A 21,870-nucleotide genomic window follows, 5' to 3' on the forward strand; every position below is an offset into this window, starting at 1 on the left:
CATGACCGACTCCAACACCCTCATCGAAGTCCGCGACCTGGCGGTCGAATTCGTCACCGGCAGCCTGAAACAGCGCGTGCTTGAAGGCGTCAGCTTCGACATCAAACGCGGCGAAACCCTTGCCCTGGTGGGCGAAAGCGGCTCGGGCAAATCGGTCACCGCGCACTCCATCCTGCGCCTGCTGCCCTACCCGCTGGCTCAACACCCCAGCGGCAGCATTCACTACGCCGGGCAAGACCTGCTCAAACTGAACGAGAACAAACTGCGCGGCATCCGTGGCAACCGCATCGCCATGGTCTTCCAAGAACCCATGACCTCGCTGAACCCGCTGCACAGCATCGAGAAGCAGATCAACGAAGTGCTGGCCCTGCATAAAGGCCTGCGCGGTAAGGCCGCCACAGCACGTACCCTGGAGTTGCTCGAGCTGGTCGGTATTCCTGAACCGCACAAGCGCCTCAAGGCCTACCCACATGAGTTATCCGGTGGCCAACGCCAGCGCGTGGTGATCGCCATGGCCCTGGCCAATGAGCCAGAACTGCTAATTGCTGACGAGCCCACCACCGCGCTGGACGTCACCGTGCAGTTGAAGATCCTTGAACTGCTCAAGGACCTGCAGGCGCGCCTGGGCATGGCGATTCTGCTGATCAGCCACGACCTCAACCTGGTGCGACGGATTGCCCACCGTGTGTGCGTGATGCAGCGCGGGCATATCGTCGAACAGGCGGCCTGCGAAACGCTGTTTAAAGACCCACAACACCCCTATACCCGCGAGCTGCTGGGAGCCGAACCCACTGGCGGCCCGGTCGATCAGCCGCCTGGCAAAACTATGCTGGAAATCGACAACCTGCGTGTCTGGTTCCCGATCAAGAAGGGCCTGCTGCGCCGCACGGTCGACCATGTCAAAGCCGTGGACGGCATCAACTTCAGCCTGACGCAGGGTCATACCTTGGGCATCGTCGGTGAAAGCGGCTCGGGAAAATCCACCCTGGGTCTGGCGATCCTGCGCTTGCTCGGCAGCCAAGGCGGCATCCGCTTCCAGGGCCAGGCGATCGACCAGCTCTCGCAACATGACGTTCGCCCACTGCGCCGTCAGATGCAGGTGGTGTTTCAGGACCCCTTTGGCAGCCTCAGCCCGCGCATGTCAGTGGGCCAGATTGTTGGCGAGGGTTTGCAGATTCACCGTATGGGCAGCGAGGCCGAGCAGGAACAAGCCATCATCGCCGCACTTGTAGAGGTCGGCCTTGACCCGGAAACCCGCCACCGTTATCCCCATGAGTTCTCCGGCGGCCAGCGCCAACGTATCGCCATCGCCCGCGCACTGGTGCTGAAACCTGCACTGATCCTGCTGGATGAGCCAACTTCGGCCCTCGACCGCACCGTGCAGCGCCAGGTCGTCGAATTACTGCGTTCGCTTCAGGCCAAATACAACCTGACCTACTTGTTCATCAGCCATGACCTGGCCGTGGTCAGGGCCCTTAGCCACCAGGTGATGGTGGTGAAACAAGGCAAAGTGGTCGAACAAGGCCCGGCTGAACGTGTCTTTGCCGCGCCACAGGACATCTATACACAACAGTTGCTGGAAGCGGCCTTTATGGTCCCAGCTGGCTAATTCTTGTAGACAGGAAGAGGAATCACACCCATGGGTTTTCTAAGCGGCAAGCGCGTACTGATCGTTGGCGTCGCCAGCAAACTGTCCATTGCCTCCGGTATCGCAGCAGCCATGCACCGTGAAGGCGCCGAACTGGCCTTCACCTATCAAAACGAAAAGCTCAAAGGCCGCGTTGAAGGCTTTGCCGCTGATTGGGGCTCGAACGCTGACCTGTGCTTCCCATGCGATGTGGCAAACGATGAGGAAATCGCCTCGGTCTTCGAAGCCCTGAGCAAGAAGTGGGACGGCCTGGATTGCATCGTTCACTCCGTTGGCTTCGCCCCTGGCGACCAACTGGACGGTGACTTCACCGACGTCACCACCCGCGAAGGCTTCCGCATCGCTCACGACATCAGTGCCTACAGCTTCGTCGCCCTGGCCAAAGCCGGCCGCGAGATGATGAAAGGCCGCAATGGTAGCCTGCTGACCCTGTCCTACTTGGGCGCCGAGCGCACCATGCCTAACTACAACGTGATGGGTATGGCCAAGGCCAGCCTGGAAGCCGGTGTACGCTACCTGGCCGGCAGCCTCGGCCCAGAAGGCACCCGCGTCAACGCCATCTCTGCAGGCCCGATCCGCACCCTGGCCGCCTCTGGCATCAAGAGCTTCCGCAAGATGCTCGCCGCTAACGAGAAGCAGACCCCACTGCGTCGCAACGTGACCATCGAAGAAGTCGGCAACGCCGGCGCCTTCCTCTGCTCGGACCTGGCTTCGGGCGTCAGCGGCGAGATCATGTACGTCGACGGCGGTTTCAACACCACCGCCATGGGCGCTATGGAAGAGTAAGCAGTTAAATCGCAGCAATAAAAAAGGCCGCTTAATTAAGCGGCCTTTTTTATTATTCAGTGATATCGATCAGAAACGCTCGATATCCGCTGTCTCTTCCAGCTGCTTGCGGAACGCTTCGAAGTCCTGCTGACCGACGCGTGAAGCGAGGAAGCGGCTGTACATGGCCTTGTCCTCATCCGACAGCGTTTGCTCCGGCTGGCTCACGCCATTGAGACGGATGATCATAAAATCACCGTTGCTCAAACTGAGGCCAGTGAAGGTCGGCTTGTCAGCTGCTTCAGGCTTAGGCATACGGAACAGCGCTTGCAGCACTACCGGCTCAACGCCTTCCTGGCTACGAGTGGCCGCTTCGACCACATTCCAGCCCTGCTTGGCATCGGCCTGGGTAACCGGCGTCTGACCATCGCGCAAAGCAGCCAGCTGCTCTTCACCCTTGGCTTTCACGGCTTCGCTTGCGCGAACCTTGGTCAACTGGGCGCGGATGCTATCGGCAACCTGCTCAAGCGGCAGCTGCTCAGGTTTGTTGTGCTCTTTAACGCGCACCACCACCACTGTGTTCGGATCAAGCTCGATCACACTGCTGTTGCTGCCGTCTTCCAGCACTTCATCACTGAATGCCGCCTGAATCACCTGACGATTGGCCATCAGACCTTCAGCGCCGCCCTGGCGACCGAACGCTTCGGTAGTCTTGACTTCCAGGCCGAGTTCCTGAGCGGGCTGAGCCAAGTCAGATGACTCAAACGCGGCATCTTCGAGGTCTTTTGACACTTCGACAAAGCGCTGCTCAACCTGACGCGCCTTAAGGTCGCGCTGCAGTTTCTCTTTCAGGCTGGCGAAGCTCGGCACTTCCGGCGCCTGAACGCCCAGAAGCTTGATCAGGTGCCAGCCGAACTCGCTGCGTACGGGAGCAGACACGGCATTTTCTTCCAGCGCATACAGTGCTTCTTCAAAGGCCGGGTCATACACGCCTGGGCCGGCAAAGCCCAGATCACCGCCCTCACCTGCCGAACCCGAGTCATCGGAGACTTCTTTGGCCAGCGCGGCGAAGTCTTCGCCCTGCTCAAGACGCTTCTGCACCGCGACCAGTTTGGCCTGGGCTTGTTCGTCATTCAGCTTATCGTTGACCTCAACCAGAATATGCGCAGCACGGCGCTGTTCGGCGAGGTTGGCGATTTCACTTTGATAAGCGCTTTGCAGGGCCTCATCGGTGACTTCAACCTGATCGAAGAAAGCGTCTTTTTTCAGCTCAACGTATTCCAGCACAACCTGCTCAGGAGTCATGAACTCACTGGCCTGAGCGTCATAGTAGGCCTTGATGTCGTCATCGCTGAGCGTGACCGCGTTCAGATCAGCCTTGAGAGTCAGGGTCGCGAAATCACGTGTCTGCTTTTCCAGTGCGGCAAACGCCTGCACCTGAGCATCAGTGACAAAACCGCTGTTAGACAAACCGGCGCGCAGCTGACCGATGAGCATTTCCTGCTCAAGCATCTGACGGAACTGCAAACGGCTGTAGCCCAACTGACGGATAACCTGATCAAAGCGCTCTGCATTGAACTGGCCATCAACCAGGAACTCAGGGGTTTTCAGGATCAGTTGGTCCAACGCTTGTTGCGAGAAGGCAAACTTGGCGTCTTTGGCGCTATCGAGCAACAAAGTACGCTCAACCAAGCCATTCAGCGCGGCTTCGCGCAGCAGTTTCTCATCCAGCAAGGACGCATCGAAATCACGCCCCAACTGCTGAAGCAATTGACGACGCTGCATCTCAACCGCCTGGCTGAGTTCAGTAGTAGTGATCTTCTCGCCGTTCACTTCAGCCGCATTCTGGCTGTTGCTGGTGCTGGTAAAAATGGCATCCACACCTGTCAGCGCGAGCAGCGCGACGATAATGCCAATGATGGTTTTGGCAATCCAACCCTGTGAATTGTCCCTGATGTTTTGCAGCATGCGTCCCCCAGAACGACTGTAAAAATAAAGCAGTCGCGCAGTGTGGGTAAAATCCGGATAGAAGAAAGGCGCATCAGTGGATGCGCCTTCTCGTAACTGGCGAAGCGGATCGAACTCAAGCAGCTGATTCGTAGTGCTCAGCGAGCCATGCTCGGCTGAACATCCCGCCCCGCATCAGATCAGCCATTCAACTGATCTGCTGGGCAAAACCGAAAGAGGCTTAGTTGACAGCGTCTTTCAGGGCTTTACCGGCTTTAAAGCCTGGAATCTTGGCAGCAGCGATGCTGATTGGGTTACCAGTCTGTGGGTTGCGGCCAGTGCGAGCAGCACGCTCTTTCACAGCGAAAGTACCGAAGCCAACCAGTACTACGGAATCACCGGCCTTCAGAGCGCCAGTAACGGATTCAATTACTGCGTCCAGCGCACGGCCGGCAACAGCTTTTGGGATATCAGCAGATGCAGCGATGGCATCGATCAGTTCCGACTTGTTCACTCTTAAGTCCCCTTAATTTCTGTTGAGTTTATTTCTTGCTTTTAAATGTAAGCGAAGCTGGTGCGGAGAGCCTGCCGACACGATAAGAGCCGCTTTATAACAAGGGCTCTAAAAATGTGTCAAGAAACCCCTCCGGCTAATGCGTGCTAATTCGCTCCTTGGAATCAGTCTCGCGTTTTTCATCCTTTGCAACCATGGGAGCCGCATCAGGCAAGGGCTCCGGGGCGTATTGCAGCGCAATTTGCAGGACCTCGTCAATCCATTTAACCGGTTTAATCTGCAGGTCTTGCTTAATATTCTCCGGAATCTCTTTCAAATCGCGCACATTCTCTTCCGGAATGATCACGGTCTTGATTCCACCGCGGTGAGCAGCCAGCAGTTTTTCTTTCAAACCGCCAATGGCTAATACTTGCCCACGCAGGGTAATTTCCCCTGTCATGGCCACATCTGCACGCACAGGAATCTGTGTCAGGGCTGAAACCAGCGCCGTACACATGCCAACGCCTGCGCTAGGGCCATCTTTGGGCGTTGCTCCCTCCGGCATGTGGATGTGGATGTCCTGCTTCTCATAGAAGTCCACAGGCACGCCCAGGCTCTTGGCCCGACTGCGAACAACGGTCTGCGCAGCGGTGATGGATTCCAGCATTACATCGCCAAGCGAACCGGTCTTAATCAGCTGGCCTTTGCCAGGTACTACAACCGCTTCAATCGTAAGCAACTCACCACCAACCTGAGTCCAGGCAAGACCGGTGACCTGACCGATTTGATCCTGCTGCTCAGCCAAACCGTAGCGATGCTTGCGCACACCGAGGAAATGCTCCAGCGACTCTGCCGTAACGGTGACCTGGAAGCGTTTCTCGGTGGAATGCTCCTTGACCACCTTGCGGCACACCTTGGCAATCTGGCGCTCCAGGCCACGCACACCTGCTTCGCGGGTGTAGTAGCGAATGATGTCGCGAATAGCCGCATCCTCAAATACCAACTCGGCTTTTTTCAGGCCATTGGCCTGAACCTGTTTAGGCGCCAGGTATTTGATCGCGATGTTGATCTTCTCGGCTTCGGTGTAACCCGGCAAGCGAATCACTTCCATGCGGTCCAGCAGCGGACCCGGAATATTCATCGAGTTAGCCGTGCAGAGGAACATCACATCGGACAGGTCGTAGTCGACCTCCAGATAGTGATCGTTGAAGTTGTGATTCTGCTCCGGATCCAGCACCTCAAGCAGCGCCGACGCAGGGTCGCCGCGCATGTCCTGGCCCATTTTGTCGATTTCATCGAGCAAGAACAGCGGGTTACGCACGCCGACTTTGGTCATCTTTTGAATCAATCGACCCGGCATGGAGCCAATATAGGTACGGCGATGACCACGGATTTCAGCTTCATCACGCACACCACCGAGCGCCATACGCACGAACTTACGGTTTGTGGCACTGGCAATGGACTCGGCCAGTGAGGTTTTACCCACACCAGGTGGTCCGACCAAACACAATACCGGGCCTTTGAGTTTCTTAACGCGCTTCTGCACGGCGAGGTACTCAAGAATGCGTTCTTTGACCTCTTCCAGGCCATAGTGATCCGCGTCCAGAATGCTCTCAGCGCGTGCCAGATCGAGACGTACCTTGCTCTGCGCTTTCCATGGCACATTGACCAACCAATCAATGTAGGAGCGCACCACAGTAGCCTCAGCGGACATCGGCGACATCTGCTTGAGCTTGTTGAGCTCCGCATTGGCTTTGTTCAGCGCTTCAGCGGTGAGGCCGGCGTTGTCGATGCGCTTTCTCAGCTCATCAAGTTCATTATGGCCTTCTTCGCTGTCACCAAGCTCTTTCTGAATGGCCTTCATCTGCTCATTCAGGTAGTACTCGCGCTGGCTACGCTCCATTTGCTTTTTGACCCGACCGCGGATGCGCTTCTCAACCTGCAGCAGGTCAATTTCCGCATCCAGCAGTGCCAAAACATGCTCAACCCGAGCAGCCAGATCGGTAATTTCCAGAATTTCTTGCTTCTGCTCGATCTTCAGCACCATGTGTGCCGCCATGGTGTCGACTAGACGGCTCGGCTCATCAATGCCGTTCAGCGATGCCAACACCTCGGCAGGTACTTTCTTACCGAGTTGAACATACTGCTCAAACTGGCTCAGTAAGCTACGGGTGAAAACCTCAGACTCACGCTCTGCGGCATCAACTTCGTCGATCAGCTGCACTTCAGCACGGCAGTGACCATCGACCTCGATAAAACGCTCAATCTCACCACGTTGCTCGCCTTCGACCAGTACCTTGACGGTGCCGTCTGGAAGCTTGAGCAACTGCAAAACAGTGGCCACTGTACCAACCCGATAGAGGCCAGCCTCATCTGGATCATCGTCGGCAGGATTTCTCTGTGCGAGAAGCAGAATCTGCTTCTCGCCCGTCATTGCAGCTTCAAGCGCTTCAATGGATTTCTCACGCCCGACGAATAACGGAATGACCATGTGCGGATAGACCACAACATCGCGCAACGGCAAGAGAGGCAATTCGATGGTTGTCTTCATGATTTCGGCTCTACGGCGGCCATATGGCCGTGAACGGATGGGATAACCCTTAACCCTAAGATGGGGGCAGCCCCAACAAAAAACAAGCGTCGACACAGTAAAAGCAAAGGGGCCCGCAGGCCCCTTGCTTTCAACATGTTACAACGCTGTTACGCGTCAGGAGCAGCCTTAGCTGGCAGCTCGTTGTTCTCATAAATGAGCAACGGCTTGGAGGTGCCATCGATAACGCTTTCATCGATAACCACTTTACTGACGTCCGACTGCGAAGGAATCTCATACATGGTGTCGAGCAGCACACCTTCGAGAATCGAACGCAAACCGCGAGCACCGGTTTTACGCTCAAGCGCCTTGTGGGCAACCGACTTAAGCGCATCAGGACGGAACTCAAGATCCACCCCTTCCATTTCAAACAGCTTGGCATATTGCTTGGTCAAGGCATTCTTCGGCTCGGTCAGAATCTGTACCAGGGCCGCCTCATCAAGCTCATCCAAGGTTGCAATGACCGGCAAGCGACCAACGAACTCAGGAATCAAGCCGAACTTGACCAAGTCATCGGGCTCAACAGCGCGAAGTGACTCGCCAACTTTCTTGCCCTCTTCCTTACTGCGAACCTCGGCATTGAAACCGATTCCGCCTTTGGTAGAACGGCCTTGAATGACCTTTTCCAGGCCAGAAAAAGCACCACCACAAATAAACAGTATATTGCGAGTATCAACCTGCAAAAACTCTTGCTGTGGGTGCTTACGCCCTCCCTGCGGAGGAACAGAGGCGACAGTGCCTTCAATCAGTTTCAGCAGCGCCTGCTGCACACCCTCACCCGATACATCACGAGTAATCGAAGGGTTATCAGACTTACGCGAGATTTTGTCGATCTCGTCGATGTAGACAATACCCATCTGGGCCTTTTCTACGTCGTAGTCGCATTTCTGCAACAGCTTTTGAATGATGTTTTCGACATCCTCGCCCACATAACCAGCCTCGGTCAGTGTGGTGGCGTCTGCAATAGTGAACGGCACATTGAGAAGCCGCGCTAGGGTTTCAGCCAACAAGGTCTTACCAGAACCCGTCGGGCCGATAAGCAAGATGTTGCTCTTGCCCAACTCAATGTCATCTTTCTTATCACGCTGATTGAGGCGCTTGTAATGGTTATAAACCGCTACAGCCAAAATTTTCTTAGCGCGCTCCTGACCAATCACATACTGATCAAGGATGCCGCTGATTTCCTTGGGGGCAGGCAATTTATGCGCACTGCTCTCGGCCTGGGCTTCCTGCACCTCCTCACGGATGATGTCATTACACAGGTCTACGCACTCGTCGCAGATGAAGACCGAGGGGCCGGCAATTAATTTGCGCACTTCATGCTGGCTTTTGCCGCAGAAGGAGCAATAAAGCAGCTTGCCGTTGTCCTCGCCGTTGCGGGTGTCAGTCATTCGTTCGATCCAAATCCGATAGGCTTGCAACACAAGATGAAGGCTTATGCGGGCTTTTTCAAGCCCGCCGGAGGCCAGACAAGCCGGCCCGCCCTATTTTGAGCTGCTTATATTTAAGCAGGTCGCTTTTCAATCACAGCATCGATCAACCCGTACTCACGAGCGGCTTCGGCGCTCATGAAGTTATCACGATTGGTATCGCGCTCGATTTCCTCAAGGGTCCGCCCACTGTGCTTCGCCATCAGCGTATTCAGGCGCGCACGGATAAAGAGGATTTCTTTGGCGTGAATTTCAATGTCCGACGCCTGGCCTTGGAAGCCGCCCAGTGGCTGGTGAATCATCACTCGCGAGTTCGGCAGGCAGTAACGCTTGCCCTCGGCGCCAGCGGTCAGCAGGAATGCACCCATGCTGCACGCCTGACCAATACAGGTGGTGGACACGTTGGGCTTGATGAACTGCATGGTGTCGTAGATCGACATACCCGCCGTCACCGAACCGCCCGGGGAGTTGATATACAGATGGATGTCCTTGTCCGGGTTTTCCGCTTCAAGGAACAGCAATTGCGCGCAGATCAGATTGGCCATGTAGTCTTCTACAGGACCGACAAGAAAGATTACGCGCTCTTTGAGCAGACGCGAATAGATGTCGTACGCACGCTCACCGCGAGCAGACTGCTCAACAACCATTGGCACCAAGCCGCCAGCAGCTTGGATATCAGACATTTGATGCATAAAAGGATTGCGGGACATGCTGCACTCGCTCCCTAAATAGTCATGTCACAAATACGCATAAGCCAGCGCGGAGGCTGGCTTATGGCGTGTTCGAACGAGGTAAAGAAATCAGGCGGTTTGAGGTGCTTCTACCGGCTTGACAGCTTCTTCGTACGAGACCGCTTTATCGGTCACGTTGGCCTTCTGCAAAACAGTATCTACAACTTGCTCTTCCAGTACAACTGAACGTACTTCGTTCAGTTGCTGGTCGTTTTTGTAGTACCAGGCAACAACCTGCTCAGGCTCTTGATAAGCCGAAGCCATTTCCTGAATCATTTCGCGAACGCGTGCATCATCCGGCTTCAGCTCACACTGCTTGACCACTTCAGCCACAACCAGGCCCAGCACAACGCGACGCTTGGCTTGCTCTTCAAACAACTCAGCTGGCAGCTGCTCAGGCTTGAGGTTGCCACCGAACTGCTGAACAGCCTGCACACGCAGACGGTTCACTTCGTTGCTGATCAGCGCCTTTGGCACTTCGATCGGGTTGGCAGCCAGCAGACCATCCATAACCTGGTTTTTAACCTTGGATTTGATGGCCTGGCGCAGCTCGCGCTCCATGTTCTTGCGCACTTCAGCACGGAAGCCTTCCAGACCGCCTTCTTTAACACCGAACAGGGCAAAGAAGTCATCATTCAGCTCAGGCAGCTGAGGTGCAGCGATGCTGTTAACGGTAACGGTGAACTCAGCAGTTTTACCTGCCAGATCGAGGTTCTGATAATCAGCTGGGAAAGTCGGATTGATTACGCGCTCTTCACCAGCCTTGGCGCCAACCAGTGCATCTTCAAAGCCAGGGATCATGCGACCGGAACCGAGAACCAGCTGAGTGCCCTTGGCCGAGCCGCCTGCGAAGGCTTCGCCGTCAATCTTGCCAACGAAATCAATGTTCAGCTGGTCACCATTTTCGGCAGCGCGCTCGGCAGCTTCGAAACGGGTGTTCTGTTTGCGCAGGATTTCCAGCATGTTGTCGACGTCCGCATCAGCTACGTCAGCCTGCAGGCGCTCGATGGCAATGGATTCAAAGCCGCCAACGGTGAATTCCGGGAACACTTCGAAGGTTGCAACGTATTCCAGATCCTTGCCTTTCTCGAATGACTTCGGCTCAACGGCCGGAGCGCCAGCTGGATTGAGCTTCTGCTCAACAACGGCTTCGTAGAAAGTGGATTGGATCAGGTCGCCCAGAGCTTCCTGACGCGCAGCATCTTCATAACGCTGACGAATTACGCTCATTGGCACTTTGCCAGGACGGAAACCAGGGACCTTGGCACGACGGGCAGTCTGCTGCAGACGCTTGTTGACTTCAGTCTCGATGCGCTCAACAGAGACGCCAACGGTCATACGGCGCTCGAGAGCAGAGGTACTTTCAACAGAAACTTGCATGGATAATCCTCGTTGCACAGACATAAGCCGGCCGCTTGCCGGCCCCTAATCAAGGGCATGCATTCTAGAGGGTCGATTTGCAGAAGTCACCCTAGATGCAGGCGGCAAACGGGAGGGAGCTAAAAGATGGTGCGGACGGAGAGACTCGAACTCTCACGCCTTGCGGCGCTGGAACCTAAATCCAGTGTGTCTACCAATTCCACCACGTCCGCGTGGTAAAGCTTTATACAAAAACGCCAGGAATTAACCTGGCGCTTTGGAATATGGGGTGGACGATGGGGATCGAACCCACGACAACAGGAGTCACAATCCTGTGCTCTACCAACTGAGCTACGCCCACCATATTGCATTTTGCTTGAGCCAAGACCGCCAAATGGCGCACCCGGCAGGACTCGAACCTGCGACCATCCGCTTAGAAGGCGGATGCTCTATCCAGCTGAGCTACGGGCGCCTATCCATCTGCAGTTGCAGACTTAAAGCTTTCGGCTTCGGAAAAAACTTTGCAGCTTCGACCTTTGCCGTCTTACCCAGCGACTGGCTGTGCTCGACAAGCGGGGCGAATGTTATAGAGGCCGTTTCAGGCCGTCAACAGGAAAAGTTAAAAAAATTCAGCCATTTAAAGGAGTTACGCGAAAACCGTGGCGTGCGCCTTTGCCCCACAGCACGGTCATGCGAGAATGCGCGTCCTTTTTCCATCCTTTCTTTATGGTTAACCAAGCGCAATGACCGCACAACTGATCGATGGCAAAGCAATTGCCGCCAGCCTGCGCCAGCAGATCGCCCATCGTGTCGCCGAACGCCGCCAGCAAGGCCTGCGCGCACCCGGGCTGGCAGTGATTCTCGTCGGTAGCGACCCTGCGTCCCAGGTCTACGTTTCGCACAAGCGCAAAGACTGCGAAGAAGTCGGCTTTGTCTCACAGGCTTATGACCTTCCGGCCACCACCGGCCAGGACGAGCTGATGGCATTGATCGACCGCCTGAATGACGAACCGAGCATCGACGGCATTCTGGTGCAGCTGCCACTGCCAGAACACCTCGACGCCTCTTTATTACTGGAGCGCATTCGTCCGGATAAAGACGTTGATGGCTTCCACCCCTACAACATCGGTCGCCTGGCCCAGCGCATGCCACTGCTGCGCCCTTGCACCCCGAAAGGCATCATGACCCTGCTGCAAAGCACCGGCGTCGACCTGTACGGCATGCACGCGGTGGTGGTTGGCGCCTCGAATATCGTCGGCCGCCCAATGGCAATGGAGCTGCTGCTGGCCGGTTGCACCGTCACCGTGACCCATCGCTTCACCAAAGACCTGCCCATGCATGTAGGCCAAGCCGATATCGTCGTGGTAGCTGCCGGCAAGCCTGGCCTGGTTCACGGCGAGTGGATCAAGCCCGGCGCCATCGTCATCGACGTAGGCATCAACCGCCAGACCGACGGCAAACTGATTGGCGATGTGGTGTATGAAACCGCCCTACCCCGCGCTGGCTGGATTACTCCAGTACCGGGCGGCGTTGGCCCAATGACCCGCGCCTGCCTGCTGGAAAACACCCTGCACGCCGCCGAGCATCTGCACGACTGATTGCAGCGCTGGTATAAAAAAAACGGCACCTTAGGTGCCGTTTTTTATGCTTGAGCTCAACCCACAGCGTCAGTCGCGGGCTTGCTCCCAGGATTTCAGCAGCTCGTTGTAGTTGATGGTTTCACCTTGAGGTTTTTCATTGGCTAACTTAGGTTTAGGTGCGCCCGGCTGGTCCAACCAGTACTGCGGATCACGCGGTTCGTTGAGCTTCGGCCCGCACTCACCCAGCACGCCGGAACGCTCAAGGCGACCCAACATGGTGTCCTGCGCCGCTGCCAAGCCATCCAGCGCCTCTTGTGGCGACTTGTCGCCGCTGGCTGCTTCAGCAATGAATTGCCACCACAGCTGAGCCAGACGTGGGTAGTCCGGTACGTTGGTGCCGGTCGGGGTCCACTGCACCCGAGCCGGGCTGCGATAGAACTCCACCAGGCCGCCCAGTTTCGGCGCAACGTCGGTCATGGCTTGCGAGTTGATATCCGACTCACGAATCGGCGTCAGGCCGACCAGGGTTTTTTTCAGCGATACGGTTTTCGAGGTGACGAACTGCGCATACAGCCAGGCGGCCAGGCGCTGTTTCTCCGGGGTGGACTTGAGGAAGGTCCAGGAGCCGGTGTCCTGGTAGCCCAGCTTCATGCCCTCTTCCCAATACGGACCTTTAGGTGAAGGCGCCATGCGCCACTTCGGTGTGCCGTCTTCATTAACCACCGGCAAACCTGGTTTGGTCATATCCGCGGTAAAAGCGGTGTACCAGAAGATCTGCTGAGCGATGCTGCCCTGGGCTGGCACCGGACCGGACTCGGAGAAGGTCATGCCCTGCGCTTCTGGCGGCGCGTACTTGCGCATCCAGTCGACATACTTGGTGGTGGCATACACCGCCGCCGGGCCATTGGTATCGCCGCCACGGGCAACACTGGAGCCCACCGGACGGCAACCGTCGACGCGAATACCCCACTCGTCCACGGGCAAGCCGTTAGGCAGGCCCTTGTCGCCGCCACCCGCCATGGAGAACCAGGCATCGGTAAAGCGCCAGCCGAGGGATGGATCCTTTTTGCCGTAATCCATATGGCCATAGATGCGCTGGCCATCGATCTCCTTGACCTTCTCGGAGAAGAACTCGGCGATGTCTTCATAGGCTGACCAGTTGACCGGTACGCCCAGCTCGTAGCCGTAGATTTCCTTGAACTTGGCCTTCAGCTCTGGCCGCTCGAACCAGTCGGCGCGGAACCAATACAGGTTGGCGAACTGCTGGTCCGGCAGTTGATAGAGCTTGCCGTCGGGCCCGGTGGTGAAGGAAATGCCGATAAAGTCCTGCAGATCCAGGGTCGGCGAGGTCACAGCCTTGCCTTCGCCTTCCATCATGTCGCTAATGGCCACTGCCTTGCCATAACGGAAGTGCGTACCGATCAGGTCCGAGTCGTTGATATAACCGTCGTAGATGTTCTTGTCCGACTGCATCTGGGTTTGCAGCTTTTCGACGACATCGCCTTCCTGCATCAGGTCGTGCTTGAGCTGGATCCCGGTGATTTCGCTAAAGGCCTTGGCCAGCACCTTGGATTCGTACTCGTGGGTGGCGATGGTTTCCGAGGCCACGCTGATGCTCATGCCGCGGAACGGCTCGGCAGCTTTGATAAACCACTTCAACTCTTCGAGTTGCTGCTCAGGCGTCAGGGTCGAGGGGTTGAACTCCTCGCCGATCCACTTTTTTGCCGCTTCTTCGTAGGTATCAGCCCAGGCTGCGCCGCTCAAGCCGGACAACGTCAGCAGGGCAGCTAGCGCCATGCTATGTCGAGTTTTGTTGTTATTGTCGAACATAGAGACCTCCATCTCAGGGTTTGGAATGAGGCAAGCGGGTCATGGCCGCGCCCAACCAATAGGCGCACCCAAGGCAGCCCGGTTCAGCCCCAACGCATCACTGCAAACAACCAGAACAGGGACAGCACCGAGGCTATCCAGACACTCCAATCGGTCGCGCCCACCACCAACAGGTGCAGGTAAGCACTTCCAAGCAGACCGATAAACAACCGATCACCACGGGTGGTGCTGATCGGCAACAAGCCTTTGCGCTCGATACAGGGCGAACGCAGCTCCCAGATCGTCATGCCGACCAGCAGCATGACGATAAAGCCGAAAAACAACGCCGTAGGCAGCGTCCAGGCCATCCAATCCATCGTCGCGACTCCTATACCCGGCCCAGGGCAAAGCCCTTGGCCACATGGTTACGGACAAACCAGATCACCAGCATGCCCGGCAAAATGGTCAACACCCCCGCCGCCGCCAGCACGCCCCAATCAATCCCCGATGCCGACACCGTGCGGGTCATCACCGCGGCAATTGGCTTGGCATCCACCGAGGTCAAGGTGCGCGCCAGCAGCAGCTCGACCCAGGAAAACATGAAGCAGAAGAACGCGGTCACACCGATGCCCGAGCCAATCAGCGGGATAAAGATCTTCACGAAGAATTTCGGGAAGCTGTAGCCGTCGATATAGGCGGTTTCGTCAATTTCCTTCGGCACCCCGGACATAAAGCCTTCAAGAATCCACACCGCCAGCGGCACGTTGAACAGGCAGTGCGCCAGCGCCACGGCGATATGCGTATCGAACAGGCCGATCGACGAATACAACTGGAAGAACGGCAGCAGAAACACCGCTGGTGGCGCCATACGGTTAGTCAGCAGCCAGAAGAACAGGTGCTTGTCGCCGAGAAAACGGTAGCGCGAAAACGCATAGGCTGCCGGCAGCGCCACCGTCAGCGAAATCACCGTATTCAGGCACACGTAGTACAGCGAGTTAAGATAGCCCTCGTACCAGCTCGGGTCGGTGAAGATCACCTTGTAGTTATCCAGGGTGAAACCGTGCGGCCACAGCGTCAGGCCGCCGAGGATCTCGGTGTTGCTCTTGAACGACATGTTTAGCAGCCAGTAGATCGGCACCAGCAGGAACAGGACATACAGCCCCAGTACCACCTTCTTGCGTAGGGTCATGGTCGGCCTCAGCGAGTCTTATCGTTGTGGGTCATGGCGGTGTAGAACAGCCAGGACACCAACAGGATGATCAGGAAGTACACCAGCGAAAACGCCGCCGCCGGGCCCAGGTCGAACTGGCCGATGGCCATCTGCGTCAGGGTCTGGCTAAGGAAGGTGGTGGCGTTACCCGGCCCGCCGCCAGTGAGTACAAAGGGCTCGGTGTAAATCATGAAGCTGTCCATAAAGCGCAGCATCACCGCGATCAGCAGCACGCTCTTCAGCTTGGGCAGCTGGATATGGCGGAACACCGCCCAGTCGGATGCGCGGTCAATGCGCGCAGCCTGGTAATACACATCGGGAATCGCGCGCAGCCCCGAATAGCAGAGCAGCGCCACCAGCGAGGTCCAGTGCCAGACGTCCATGATCAGCACCGTGACCCAAGCGTCGCTGGTGTTGGAGGCATAGTTGTAGCTGATGCCCAGGCTGTTCAGGCTCCAGCCGAGCAAGCCGATGTCGGCGCGACCGAAGATCTGCCAGATGGTGCCGACCACGTTCCACGGAATCAGCAGCGGAATCGCCAGCACGATCAGCACCAGCGAAGCCATGCGCCCCTTGGTCGGCATGCACAGGGCGATGGCGATGCCCAAGGGAATTTCGATCAGCAGCACGCAAGCGGAGAAGATGAACTGACGCAGCAGCGAGTCATGCAGACGGGTGTCCTGCAGCACCTGCTTGTACCAGTCGACGCCAACGAAATAGCGTGTGGAATGGTCGAAGATGTCCTGCACCGAGTAGTTGACCACCGTCATCATCGGCACGATGGCACTGAACGCCACCAACAGAAACACCGGCAGCACCAGCCACCAGGCCTTGTTGTTTTGCACCTTCATGGCTGCACCTCCTGCGCTTGCGCATCAACCAGAAAGTCATCGGCATAAAGCATCAGCCACTGCGCCGGAAAGCTCAGGTATACCTGCTGCTGGGGTACGGGCTGGTCTTCCTGCAGGCGCACCTTGAGCGACTGGCCATCGAGCTTGAGGGTGAGAATCTTGTAGGTGCCAAGGTCTTCGACGTGCACCACCTCGCCGCACAGCGCGTCCTCGTTGGGACCATCCCAGACATGAACGAATTCCGGACGGATGCCAATTTTCAGTTTGGCCCCAGGCAGCTCAGCCAGGCGTCGATTGAGCGCCGGTGACAACGGCAGCACGGTGTTGTTGAAACGCACACCGCCGGCATAAGGCAGCACATCAATCAGGTTCATTCCCGGGCTGCCGATGAAGTAGCCAACAAAGGTGTGGCTGGGGCGCTCGAACAACTCACGCGGGGTGCCGAACTGGACGATCTGCCCGCCGTACATCACGGCAATCTTGTCGGCGAAGGTCGAGGCTTCGAGCTGGTCGTGGGTGACGTAGACCATGGTGATATTGAACTGTTCGTGAATCTGCTTGAGCTTGCGCCGCAGTTTCCATTTCAGGTGCGGGTCAATCACCGTCAACGGCTCATCGAAGAGAATCGCCGAGACGTCGTCACGCACCAGGCCGCGGCCCATGGAAACCTTCTGCTTCTCATCTGCAGTCAGGTTACGGGCGCGCTTGTGCAGCAACGGATGCAGCTCCAGCACCTCGGCAATTTCGTTGACCTTAGTGAGGATCTTCGCCTCGTTCATGCCCTGGTTACGCAACGGAAAAGCCAGGTTGTCGAACACCGTCATGGTGTCGTAGACCACCGGAAACTGGAAAACTTGAGCGATATTGCGCAGCTCCGGCGGCAGTGCGTTGACCACCTTGCCATCGAACTGCACCTCGCCATGGGAGGGGCTAAGCAACCCGGAAATGATATTCAGCAGAGTTGACTTGCCGCAGCCCGAAGGCCCCAGCAACGCATAGGCGCCGCCCTGCTCCCACACATGATTCATCTCACGGATGGCGTAGTCGGCCGCGCCAGTCGGCGCGCGACTGTAACTGTGGGCCAGGTTGTGCAAACGGATCTCGGCCATCAGACAACCCTCCCCAGACGGCGGCTGGGCGCCTGAATCAACTGCCCATCAGCGGCAAAGACAAACAGCTTGTGGGTAGGGATATAGATGAGGATCGGCGTGTCCACGTCGTACTCATGCACCCCAGGCAGATGCAGCACCAGCACGAACTGCTCGTTGCGCACATGCAGAAAGGTTTCCGAACCGCTGATCTCAGCCAGTTCAACCGTTACCGCCAGTTCCAGATCATCATCGTTGGACGGTACCAGGCCGATATGGCTGGGGCGTACACCAAAGCGGTACTCACCCTCGGCAATGCCTTGCAGGTCCGGGTTGAGCGGGAAATGCACAGTATCGGCAAAACTTACTTCGGTGCCGCTGACGCGCCCCGGCATCAGGTTGATCGCCGGTTCCGAAAACAACTCCGCCGCCAGCACCTGCTGCGGACGGTGATAAACCTCGGCGGTCTTGCCGCTCTGCACCACTCGCCCTTCATGCAGAATGGTGGTGGTACCGCCCAGGGCCAGGGCCTCGTTGGGCTCGGTGGTGGCATAGATGGCAATGGTGTGGCGGGCCTGAAACAGCTCGCGCATTTCCTGGCGCAGCTCTTCGCGCAGCTTGTAGTCGAGGTTGACCAGCGGCTCATCGAACAGAATCAGCGAGGCATCCTTGACCAGGGCGCGGGCCATGGCGGTGCGCTGCTGCTGGCCGCCGGACAGCTCCAGCGGGTAGCGCTTGAGCAAAGCCTCGATACGCAGCATCTTCGCCGTGGCATGGACCTTTTCCAGAATCTCGGCCTTGCTCACACCGGCCTGACGCAGCGGCGAGGCGATGTTCTCGAACACCGTCAGGGTCGGGTAATTGATGAACTGCTGATAGACCATCGACACATTACGCTGGCGCACCGAGACATTGGTCATGTCCGCGCCATTCATCAGGATACGTCCGCTGGTGGGCTTATCCAGACCCGCCATCAGGCGCATCAGGCTGGTCTTGCCAGACAGCGTGCGCCCCAACAGCACATTGAAGGAGCCGGGTTCGAAGCTCAGGCAGGCATCGTCGATATACAGCTGGTGATCAACGATCCGCGTGACGTGCTCCAGGGTAAGTGACATGGGCAGTCCTTTTTCTTGTTATCTGCCCAGTAACAAGGCGAGTTCCGTGCCAACCCGTTTCAGCGCCTGCAAACCATTGATTTAAAACAACTGCAGGTGAATGTAGGCAACCAGCCCCAACACCACTGAACACTTTTGAACAGTGCACAGTGAACAACTGAACAGTCACAGCGTTGACATTGAACAGCCTTCGGCGACACTGCAGGGACCCGGCGCAGACCGTGGCCCATAACAACAAGAACGCGCGAGATACCTGTCATGGCTGACGCTGTCACTGCCCTTCCCCACGAGACCATCATCCAGGACTCCTGGACACGCTGTCGTGACTACGGCCTGACCCACCAGAGCACACCGATCTTCAACCAGCCCGAGCGCGGCGAAGTCAGTGCTCTACTGGAAAGCCAGCACGCCCTGGTGCACACCACCCACAAGGAAGTGCTGCCCTACTACGGCACCATCCTGGCCAACTCCAATTGCCTGATCATGCTGGCCGACCACCAGGGCCAGGTGCTGCAGTCCTGGGGCGATCAACGCTTTATCGAGCCCAGCCGCGCCGCCGGTTTTGTCGCTGGGGCCACCTGGCTGGAGCGCTACACCGGCACCAATGCCATCGGTACCGCCCTGAGCTGCGCCCAGGCCGTCCACATTCAGCACGATGAGCATTTCCTCAAGGCCAACCGCTTTATGACCGGCTCGGCCTCGCCGATTTTTGACGAGCAGCGGCAGATGATTGCGGTGCTGGATGTGTCCAGCGACAGCTACCTGCCGCCCTCGCACACCCTGGGCATGGTCAAGATGATGAGCCAGTCGGTGGAGAACCGTCTAATCCTCAACCTGTTCCAGCAGCGCTACTTCCAGCTGAGCTTCAACACCAGCCTGGACAACCTCAGCAGCCCCTGGGCCGGGCTGCTGATTTTTGATGAGCAAGGCCAGGTGGTTTCCGCCAATCGCCGTGCCGACAGCCTGCTCGGCGTCGGCCTGGCCCAGGTGAATATCGAAAGCCTGTTCGACGTACCGCTGCAGCAACTGCTCAACCAACCGGAGGCGCTGCCGTTCAACCTGCGCGCCAGCGGGCGCTTTCGCTTTCACGCGCAAATCAAACGCCCGCAGCAACCCTCGCCGATCCAGGCTCGCGACTTTCGCCAAGCCCAGCTGCCACCCGCCAGCGCCACCAGCAACCACTTCACCCTGGCCTCGCTCAACCTCGGCGACCCGCGCGTCGATAAAGCGGTGCGCCAGGCAGAGCGATTGCTGGAAAAAGACATTCCGATACTGGTACATGGCGAAACAGGAGTCGGTAAGGAAGTCTTCGTCAAAGCCCTGCACCACGCCAGCTCACGCGCCAGCCAGGCGTTTATCGCGGTCAACTGCGCGGCTATCCCGGCCGAGCTGGTGGAGTCCGAGCTGTTCGGCTATGAAAAAGGCGCGTTTACCGGGGCCAACCAGAAAGGCAGCATCGGCCTGATTCGCAAGGCCCACAAAGGCACGCTGTTTCTCGACGAAGTCGGCGATATGCCGCTGCGGGTGCAGGCCCGTCTGTTGCGAGTACTGCAGGAGCGCTGCGTACAACCGCTGGGGAGTAGCGAGCTGTATCCGGTGGATATCCGCCTGATTTCCGCCACCAACCGAGCGCTGCGCCAGGATGTGGAAAGCGGGCTGTTTCGCCAGGACCTCTACTACCGCATCAGCGGCCTCAATCTGGAGCTGCCGCCGCTGCGCGAACGCACCGACAAGGCCGCCATGGTCCAGCGCATCTGGGATTACCACCGCGAACCGCAGCAATGGGCAGGACTGAGTCATGAGGTGCTGAGCCTGTTCGAGCGTCACCCGTGGCCCGGCAACCTGCGCCAACTGAGCAGCGTCCTGCAGATTGCCCTGGCCATGGCCGATGACCAGCAGATCCGCGCGGAACACTTGCCGGATGATTTCTTTGCCGATTTGCAGCCAGCAGCTACGCAAATAGCCGCCACCCAAACGCCACCGCCACCTTTGGCCAGCACCAGCGCGGATGATCTGGCCAGCCAGTACCAGGCCTGCGGCGGCAATATCTCGCACCTGGCGCGCAGCCTAGGGGTCAGCCGCAACACACTGTACAAACGCTTACGGGAAACAGGGCTGACGGCGCGCTAGATTACGTCGTAGCTCTTGTAACACCGGCCCTGAACCAGCCCTCTCTACCTGACATGGACTTATACGGCCCAGATAGGGTCGAAACCATTAGGTAGCCTTTACGGGTCCGCACTGCGCTCACCCGTGCCCTCTCTCTTCCAGCGCCGCCACCAGGCCCATCCTTCTCCTTCGCGAGCCCAAACCTAATGCGTTACCCCGCAACTCCAACAGACGCTTTTGCGCGAAGCGCGCCATTGGCCTGCGCCATAATCAGCATGCTGCTGTTGAGCGCCTGCGGCAGCATTGCACCGCCACAAGCAAACCCCGAGATTGAACCGATACGTTTTCTCCTGAGTTTCGATGACGGCCCAAGCGGCAATACCCGCGACAATCCAACCGAACAGATTCTCGACACCCTGGCAGATAACCCAATCCAACCTGGGATCAAGGCGCTGTTCTTTGTCCAGACCCGCGCCGCAGCAACTTGCGGCAGCGTTCACGGCCAGACGCTACTTCAGCGCCAGCAACGAGAGGGCCACCTGCTGGGTTTTCACACTGCGACTCCAGGCCATGCCAACCACCGTTACCTCAGCCCGGAAGCGTTGCAACAATCGCTGGCAAACGGTGTAGCCGACCTGACCATCATCAGTGGCACGGCGCCGCGCTTGGTGCGACCACCCTTCTGGAACTACGACGAGCGCACATTCGCCGCCTACCAGACGCACGGTCTGCGCATACTGCTCACCGATTTGAGCGCCAACGATGGCAAGACCTGGGGCATCAATGGCAGCCTGCGCCGGCGCAGTAATCTGCGTGATCAGCTCGCCCGCGCGGCACAGCAGATCAGCGTCGGCGCCTTGCCGGCTGTCGATGGGGTTATCCCGGTCGTGGTGACCTTCCACGACCTCAACCCCTACACCGCGCGGCATATGCAGGAATACCTGCAGATTCTTCTGGATGTAGCCGAAGATGTGGGCCTGGCCACCGATAAACAGCCGTTCTATGGCCAACGTGATGCCCTGCAAAGTGCTGCATTAAGACGCGCCCTCGGCGACCCACAGCAGTACGCTCGGCTGCCGGGCCTTTGGAACTGGCTGTGGAACTAGCAAACCGTACGCAATAAAAAAGGCCGCTCGAAAGCGGCC

17 protein-coding genes and 3 tRNA genes are annotated in these 21,870 nt (G+C 57.6%); 5 read left to right on the forward strand and 15 right to left on the reverse strand.

Annotated elements, in window-relative coordinates:
• Position 1: 1 nt before the first annotated feature.
• On the forward strand, positions 2-1,609 hold the full coding sequence (locus ALTER154_RS15740; protein ID WP_160088430.1) for an ABC transporter ATP-binding protein: 1,608 nt from the start codon (positions 2-4) through the stop codon (positions 1,607-1,609).
• Between the two features lie 30 nt (positions 1,610-1,639).
• Complete coding sequence (gene fabI / locus ALTER154_RS15745) at positions 1,640-2,434, forward strand: enoyl-ACP reductase FabI (RefSeq protein WP_090255858.1); 795 nt, start codon at positions 1,640-1,642, stop codon at positions 2,432-2,434.
• 69 nt (positions 2,435-2,503) lie between these two features.
• Here fabI and ALTER154_RS15750 read toward each other — a convergent pair whose 3' ends face one another.
• From ALTER154_RS15750 to ALTER154_RS15790, 9 genes are all read right to left on the reverse strand, one after another.
• Positions 2,504-4,381: a SurA N-terminal domain-containing protein gene (locus ALTER154_RS15750; RefSeq protein ID WP_160088432.1), complete on the reverse strand. Its 1,878-nt coding sequence runs from the start codon at positions 4,379-4,381 to the stop codon at positions 2,504-2,506.
• Positions 4,382-4,601: 220 nt separating this feature from the next.
• Positions 4,602-4,874, reverse strand: coding sequence for a nucleoid-associated protein HU-beta (gene hupB / locus ALTER154_RS15755; RefSeq protein WP_010490206.1), 273 nt, complete (start codon positions 4,872-4,874; stop codon positions 4,602-4,604).
• Positions 4,875-5,010: 136 nt separating this feature from the next.
• Positions 5,011-7,404: an endopeptidase La gene (lon, locus tag ALTER154_RS15760; protein ID WP_160088434.1), complete on the reverse strand. Its 2,394-nt coding sequence runs from the start codon at positions 7,402-7,404 to the stop codon at positions 5,011-5,013.
• 149 nt (positions 7,405-7,553) lie between these two features.
• Positions 7,554-8,834, reverse strand: coding sequence for an ATP-dependent Clp protease ATP-binding subunit ClpX (gene clpX / locus ALTER154_RS15765; protein ID WP_090255861.1), 1,281 nt, complete (start codon positions 8,832-8,834; stop codon positions 7,554-7,556).
• 113 nt (positions 8,835-8,947) lie between these two features.
• Positions 8,948-9,583, reverse strand: a complete 636-nt coding sequence (gene clpP, locus ALTER154_RS15770; protein WP_090255862.1) for an ATP-dependent Clp endopeptidase proteolytic subunit ClpP — start codon at positions 9,581-9,583, stop codon at positions 8,948-8,950.
• 90 nt (positions 9,584-9,673) lie between these two features.
• Positions 9,674-10,984 (reverse strand): trigger factor, encoded by a 1,311-nt coding sequence (gene tig, locus ALTER154_RS15775; protein WP_160088436.1) that lies wholly within the window; start codon positions 10,982-10,984, stop codon positions 9,674-9,676.
• Between the two features lie 127 nt (positions 10,985-11,111).
• Positions 11,112-11,196 (reverse strand) — tRNA-Leu (locus ALTER154_RS15780).
• 52 nt (positions 11,197-11,248) lie between these two features.
• Positions 11,249-11,324 (reverse strand) — tRNA-His (locus tag ALTER154_RS15785).
• Positions 11,325-11,358: 34 nt separating this feature from the next.
• Positions 11,359-11,435, reverse strand: a tRNA-Arg gene (locus tag ALTER154_RS15790).
• 271 nt (positions 11,436-11,706) lie between these two features.
• Here ALTER154_RS15790 and folD point away from each other — a divergent pair.
• Entirely contained in the window at positions 11,707-12,561 is an 855-nt protein-coding gene (folD, locus tag ALTER154_RS15795) for a bifunctional methylenetetrahydrofolate dehydrogenase/methenyltetrahydrofolate cyclohydrolase FolD (protein ID WP_090255864.1), read from the forward strand.
• Between the two features lie 69 nt (positions 12,562-12,630).
• On the opposite strand, the gene ALTER154_RS15800 is transcribed toward folD, so the two are convergent.
• The 6 genes from ALTER154_RS15800 to ALTER154_RS15825 form a co-directional block, all read right to left on the reverse strand.
• The gene (locus ALTER154_RS15800; protein ID WP_160088438.1) at positions 12,631-14,373 is read right to left on the reverse strand and encodes an ABC transporter substrate-binding protein; all 1,743 of its coding nucleotides are present in this window, start codon (positions 14,371-14,373) and stop codon (positions 12,631-12,633) included.
• A gap of 83 nt (positions 14,374-14,456) precedes the next feature.
• Positions 14,457-14,729 carry a DUF2160 domain-containing protein gene (locus tag ALTER154_RS15805; RefSeq protein WP_160088440.1) on the reverse strand — a complete coding sequence of 91 codons (273 nt, stop codon included), beginning with the start codon at positions 14,727-14,729 and terminating at the stop codon, positions 14,457-14,459.
• A gap of 11 nt (positions 14,730-14,740) precedes the next feature.
• A complete protein-coding gene (locus ALTER154_RS15810) occupies positions 14,741-15,541 on the reverse strand; it encodes a carbohydrate ABC transporter permease (RefSeq protein WP_090255867.1) in 801 nt (266 codons plus the stop codon).
• Positions 15,542-15,549: 8 nt separating this feature from the next.
• Positions 15,550-16,413, reverse strand: a complete 864-nt coding sequence (locus ALTER154_RS15815) for a carbohydrate ABC transporter permease (RefSeq protein WP_160014187.1) — start codon at positions 16,411-16,413, stop codon at positions 15,550-15,552.
• Positions 16,410-17,522 carry an ABC transporter ATP-binding protein gene (locus tag ALTER154_RS15820; RefSeq protein ID WP_160088442.1) on the reverse strand — a complete coding sequence of 371 codons (1,113 nt, stop codon included), beginning with the start codon at positions 17,520-17,522 and terminating at the stop codon, positions 16,410-16,412. The genes ALTER154_RS15815 and ALTER154_RS15820 overlap by 4 nt, the downstream gene beginning before the upstream one ends.
• A complete protein-coding gene (locus tag ALTER154_RS15825; protein WP_160088444.1) occupies positions 17,522-18,616 on the reverse strand; it encodes an ABC transporter ATP-binding protein in 1,095 nt (364 codons plus the stop codon). The genes ALTER154_RS15820 and ALTER154_RS15825 overlap by 1 nt, the downstream gene beginning before the upstream one ends.
• Before the next feature lie 258 nt (positions 18,617-18,874).
• Between ALTER154_RS15825 and ALTER154_RS15830 the strand changes: the two genes are divergently transcribed.
• Positions 18,875-20,746, forward strand: a complete 1,872-nt coding sequence (locus tag ALTER154_RS15830; RefSeq protein WP_160088446.1) for a sigma-54-dependent Fis family transcriptional regulator — start codon at positions 18,875-18,877, stop codon at positions 20,744-20,746.
• Positions 20,747-21,000: 254 nt separating this feature from the next.
• Positions 21,001-21,831: a polysaccharide deacetylase family protein gene (locus ALTER154_RS15835; RefSeq protein WP_160088448.1), complete on the forward strand. Its 831-nt coding sequence runs from the start codon at positions 21,001-21,003 to the stop codon at positions 21,829-21,831.
• Positions 21,832-21,870 lie beyond the last annotated feature (39 nt).

This window comes from Pseudomonas sp. 9AZ, from assembly GCF_902506525.1.
Lineage (GTDB): Bacteria > Pseudomonadota > Gammaproteobacteria > Pseudomonadales > Pseudomonadaceae > Aquipseudomonas > Aquipseudomonas peli.

Bases quoted from the DNA above. Each gene is read 5' to 3' on its own strand.
- ALTER154_RS15740 (WP_160088430.1), top strand. From the start codon at position 2: ATGACCGACTCCAACACCCTCATCGAAGTCCGCGACCTGGCGGTCGAA.
- fabI (WP_090255858.1), top strand. From the start codon at position 1,640: ATGGGTTTTCTAAGCGGCAAGCGCGTACTGATCGTTGGCGTCGCCAGC.
- ALTER154_RS15750 (WP_160088432.1), bottom strand. From the start codon at position 4,381: ATGCTGCAAAACATCAGGGACAATTCACAGGGTTGGATTGCCAAAACC.
- lon (WP_160088434.1), bottom strand. From the start codon at position 7,404: ATGAAGACAACCATCGAATTGCCTCTCTTGCCGTTGCGCGATGTTGTG.
- clpX (WP_090255861.1), bottom strand. From the start codon at position 8,834: ATGACTGACACCCGCAACGGCGAGGACAACGGCAAGCTGCTTTATTGC.
- clpP (WP_090255862.1), bottom strand. From the start codon at position 9,583: ATGTCCCGCAATCCTTTTATGCATCAAATGTCTGATATCCAAGCTGCT.
- tig (WP_160088436.1), bottom strand. From the start codon at position 10,984: ATGCAAGTTTCTGTTGAAAGTACCTCTGCTCTCGAGCGCCGTATGACC.
- folD (WP_090255864.1), top strand. From the start codon at position 11,707: ATGACCGCACAACTGATCGATGGCAAAGCAATTGCCGCCAGCCTGCGC.
- ALTER154_RS15800 (WP_160088438.1), bottom strand. From the start codon at position 14,373: ATGTTCGACAATAACAACAAAACTCGACATAGCATGGCGCTAGCTGCC.
- ALTER154_RS15805 (WP_160088440.1), bottom strand. From the start codon at position 14,729: ATGGATTGGATGGCCTGGACGCTGCCTACGGCGTTGTTTTTCGGCTTT.
- ALTER154_RS15810 (WP_090255867.1), bottom strand. From the start codon at position 15,541: ATGACCCTACGCAAGAAGGTGGTACTGGGGCTGTATGTCCTGTTCCTG.
- ALTER154_RS15815 (WP_160014187.1), bottom strand. From the start codon at position 16,413: ATGAAGGTGCAAAACAACAAGGCCTGGTGGCTGGTGCTGCCGGTGTTT.
- ALTER154_RS15820 (WP_160088442.1), bottom strand. From the start codon at position 17,522: ATGGCCGAGATCCGTTTGCACAACCTGGCCCACAGTTACAGTCGCGCG.
- ALTER154_RS15825 (WP_160088444.1), bottom strand. From the start codon at position 18,616: ATGTCACTTACCCTGGAGCACGTCACGCGGATCGTTGATCACCAGCTG.
- ALTER154_RS15830 (WP_160088446.1), top strand. From the start codon at position 18,875: ATGGCTGACGCTGTCACTGCCCTTCCCCACGAGACCATCATCCAGGAC.
- ALTER154_RS15835 (WP_160088448.1), top strand. From the start codon at position 21,001: ATGCTGCTGTTGAGCGCCTGCGGCAGCATTGCACCGCCACAAGCAAAC.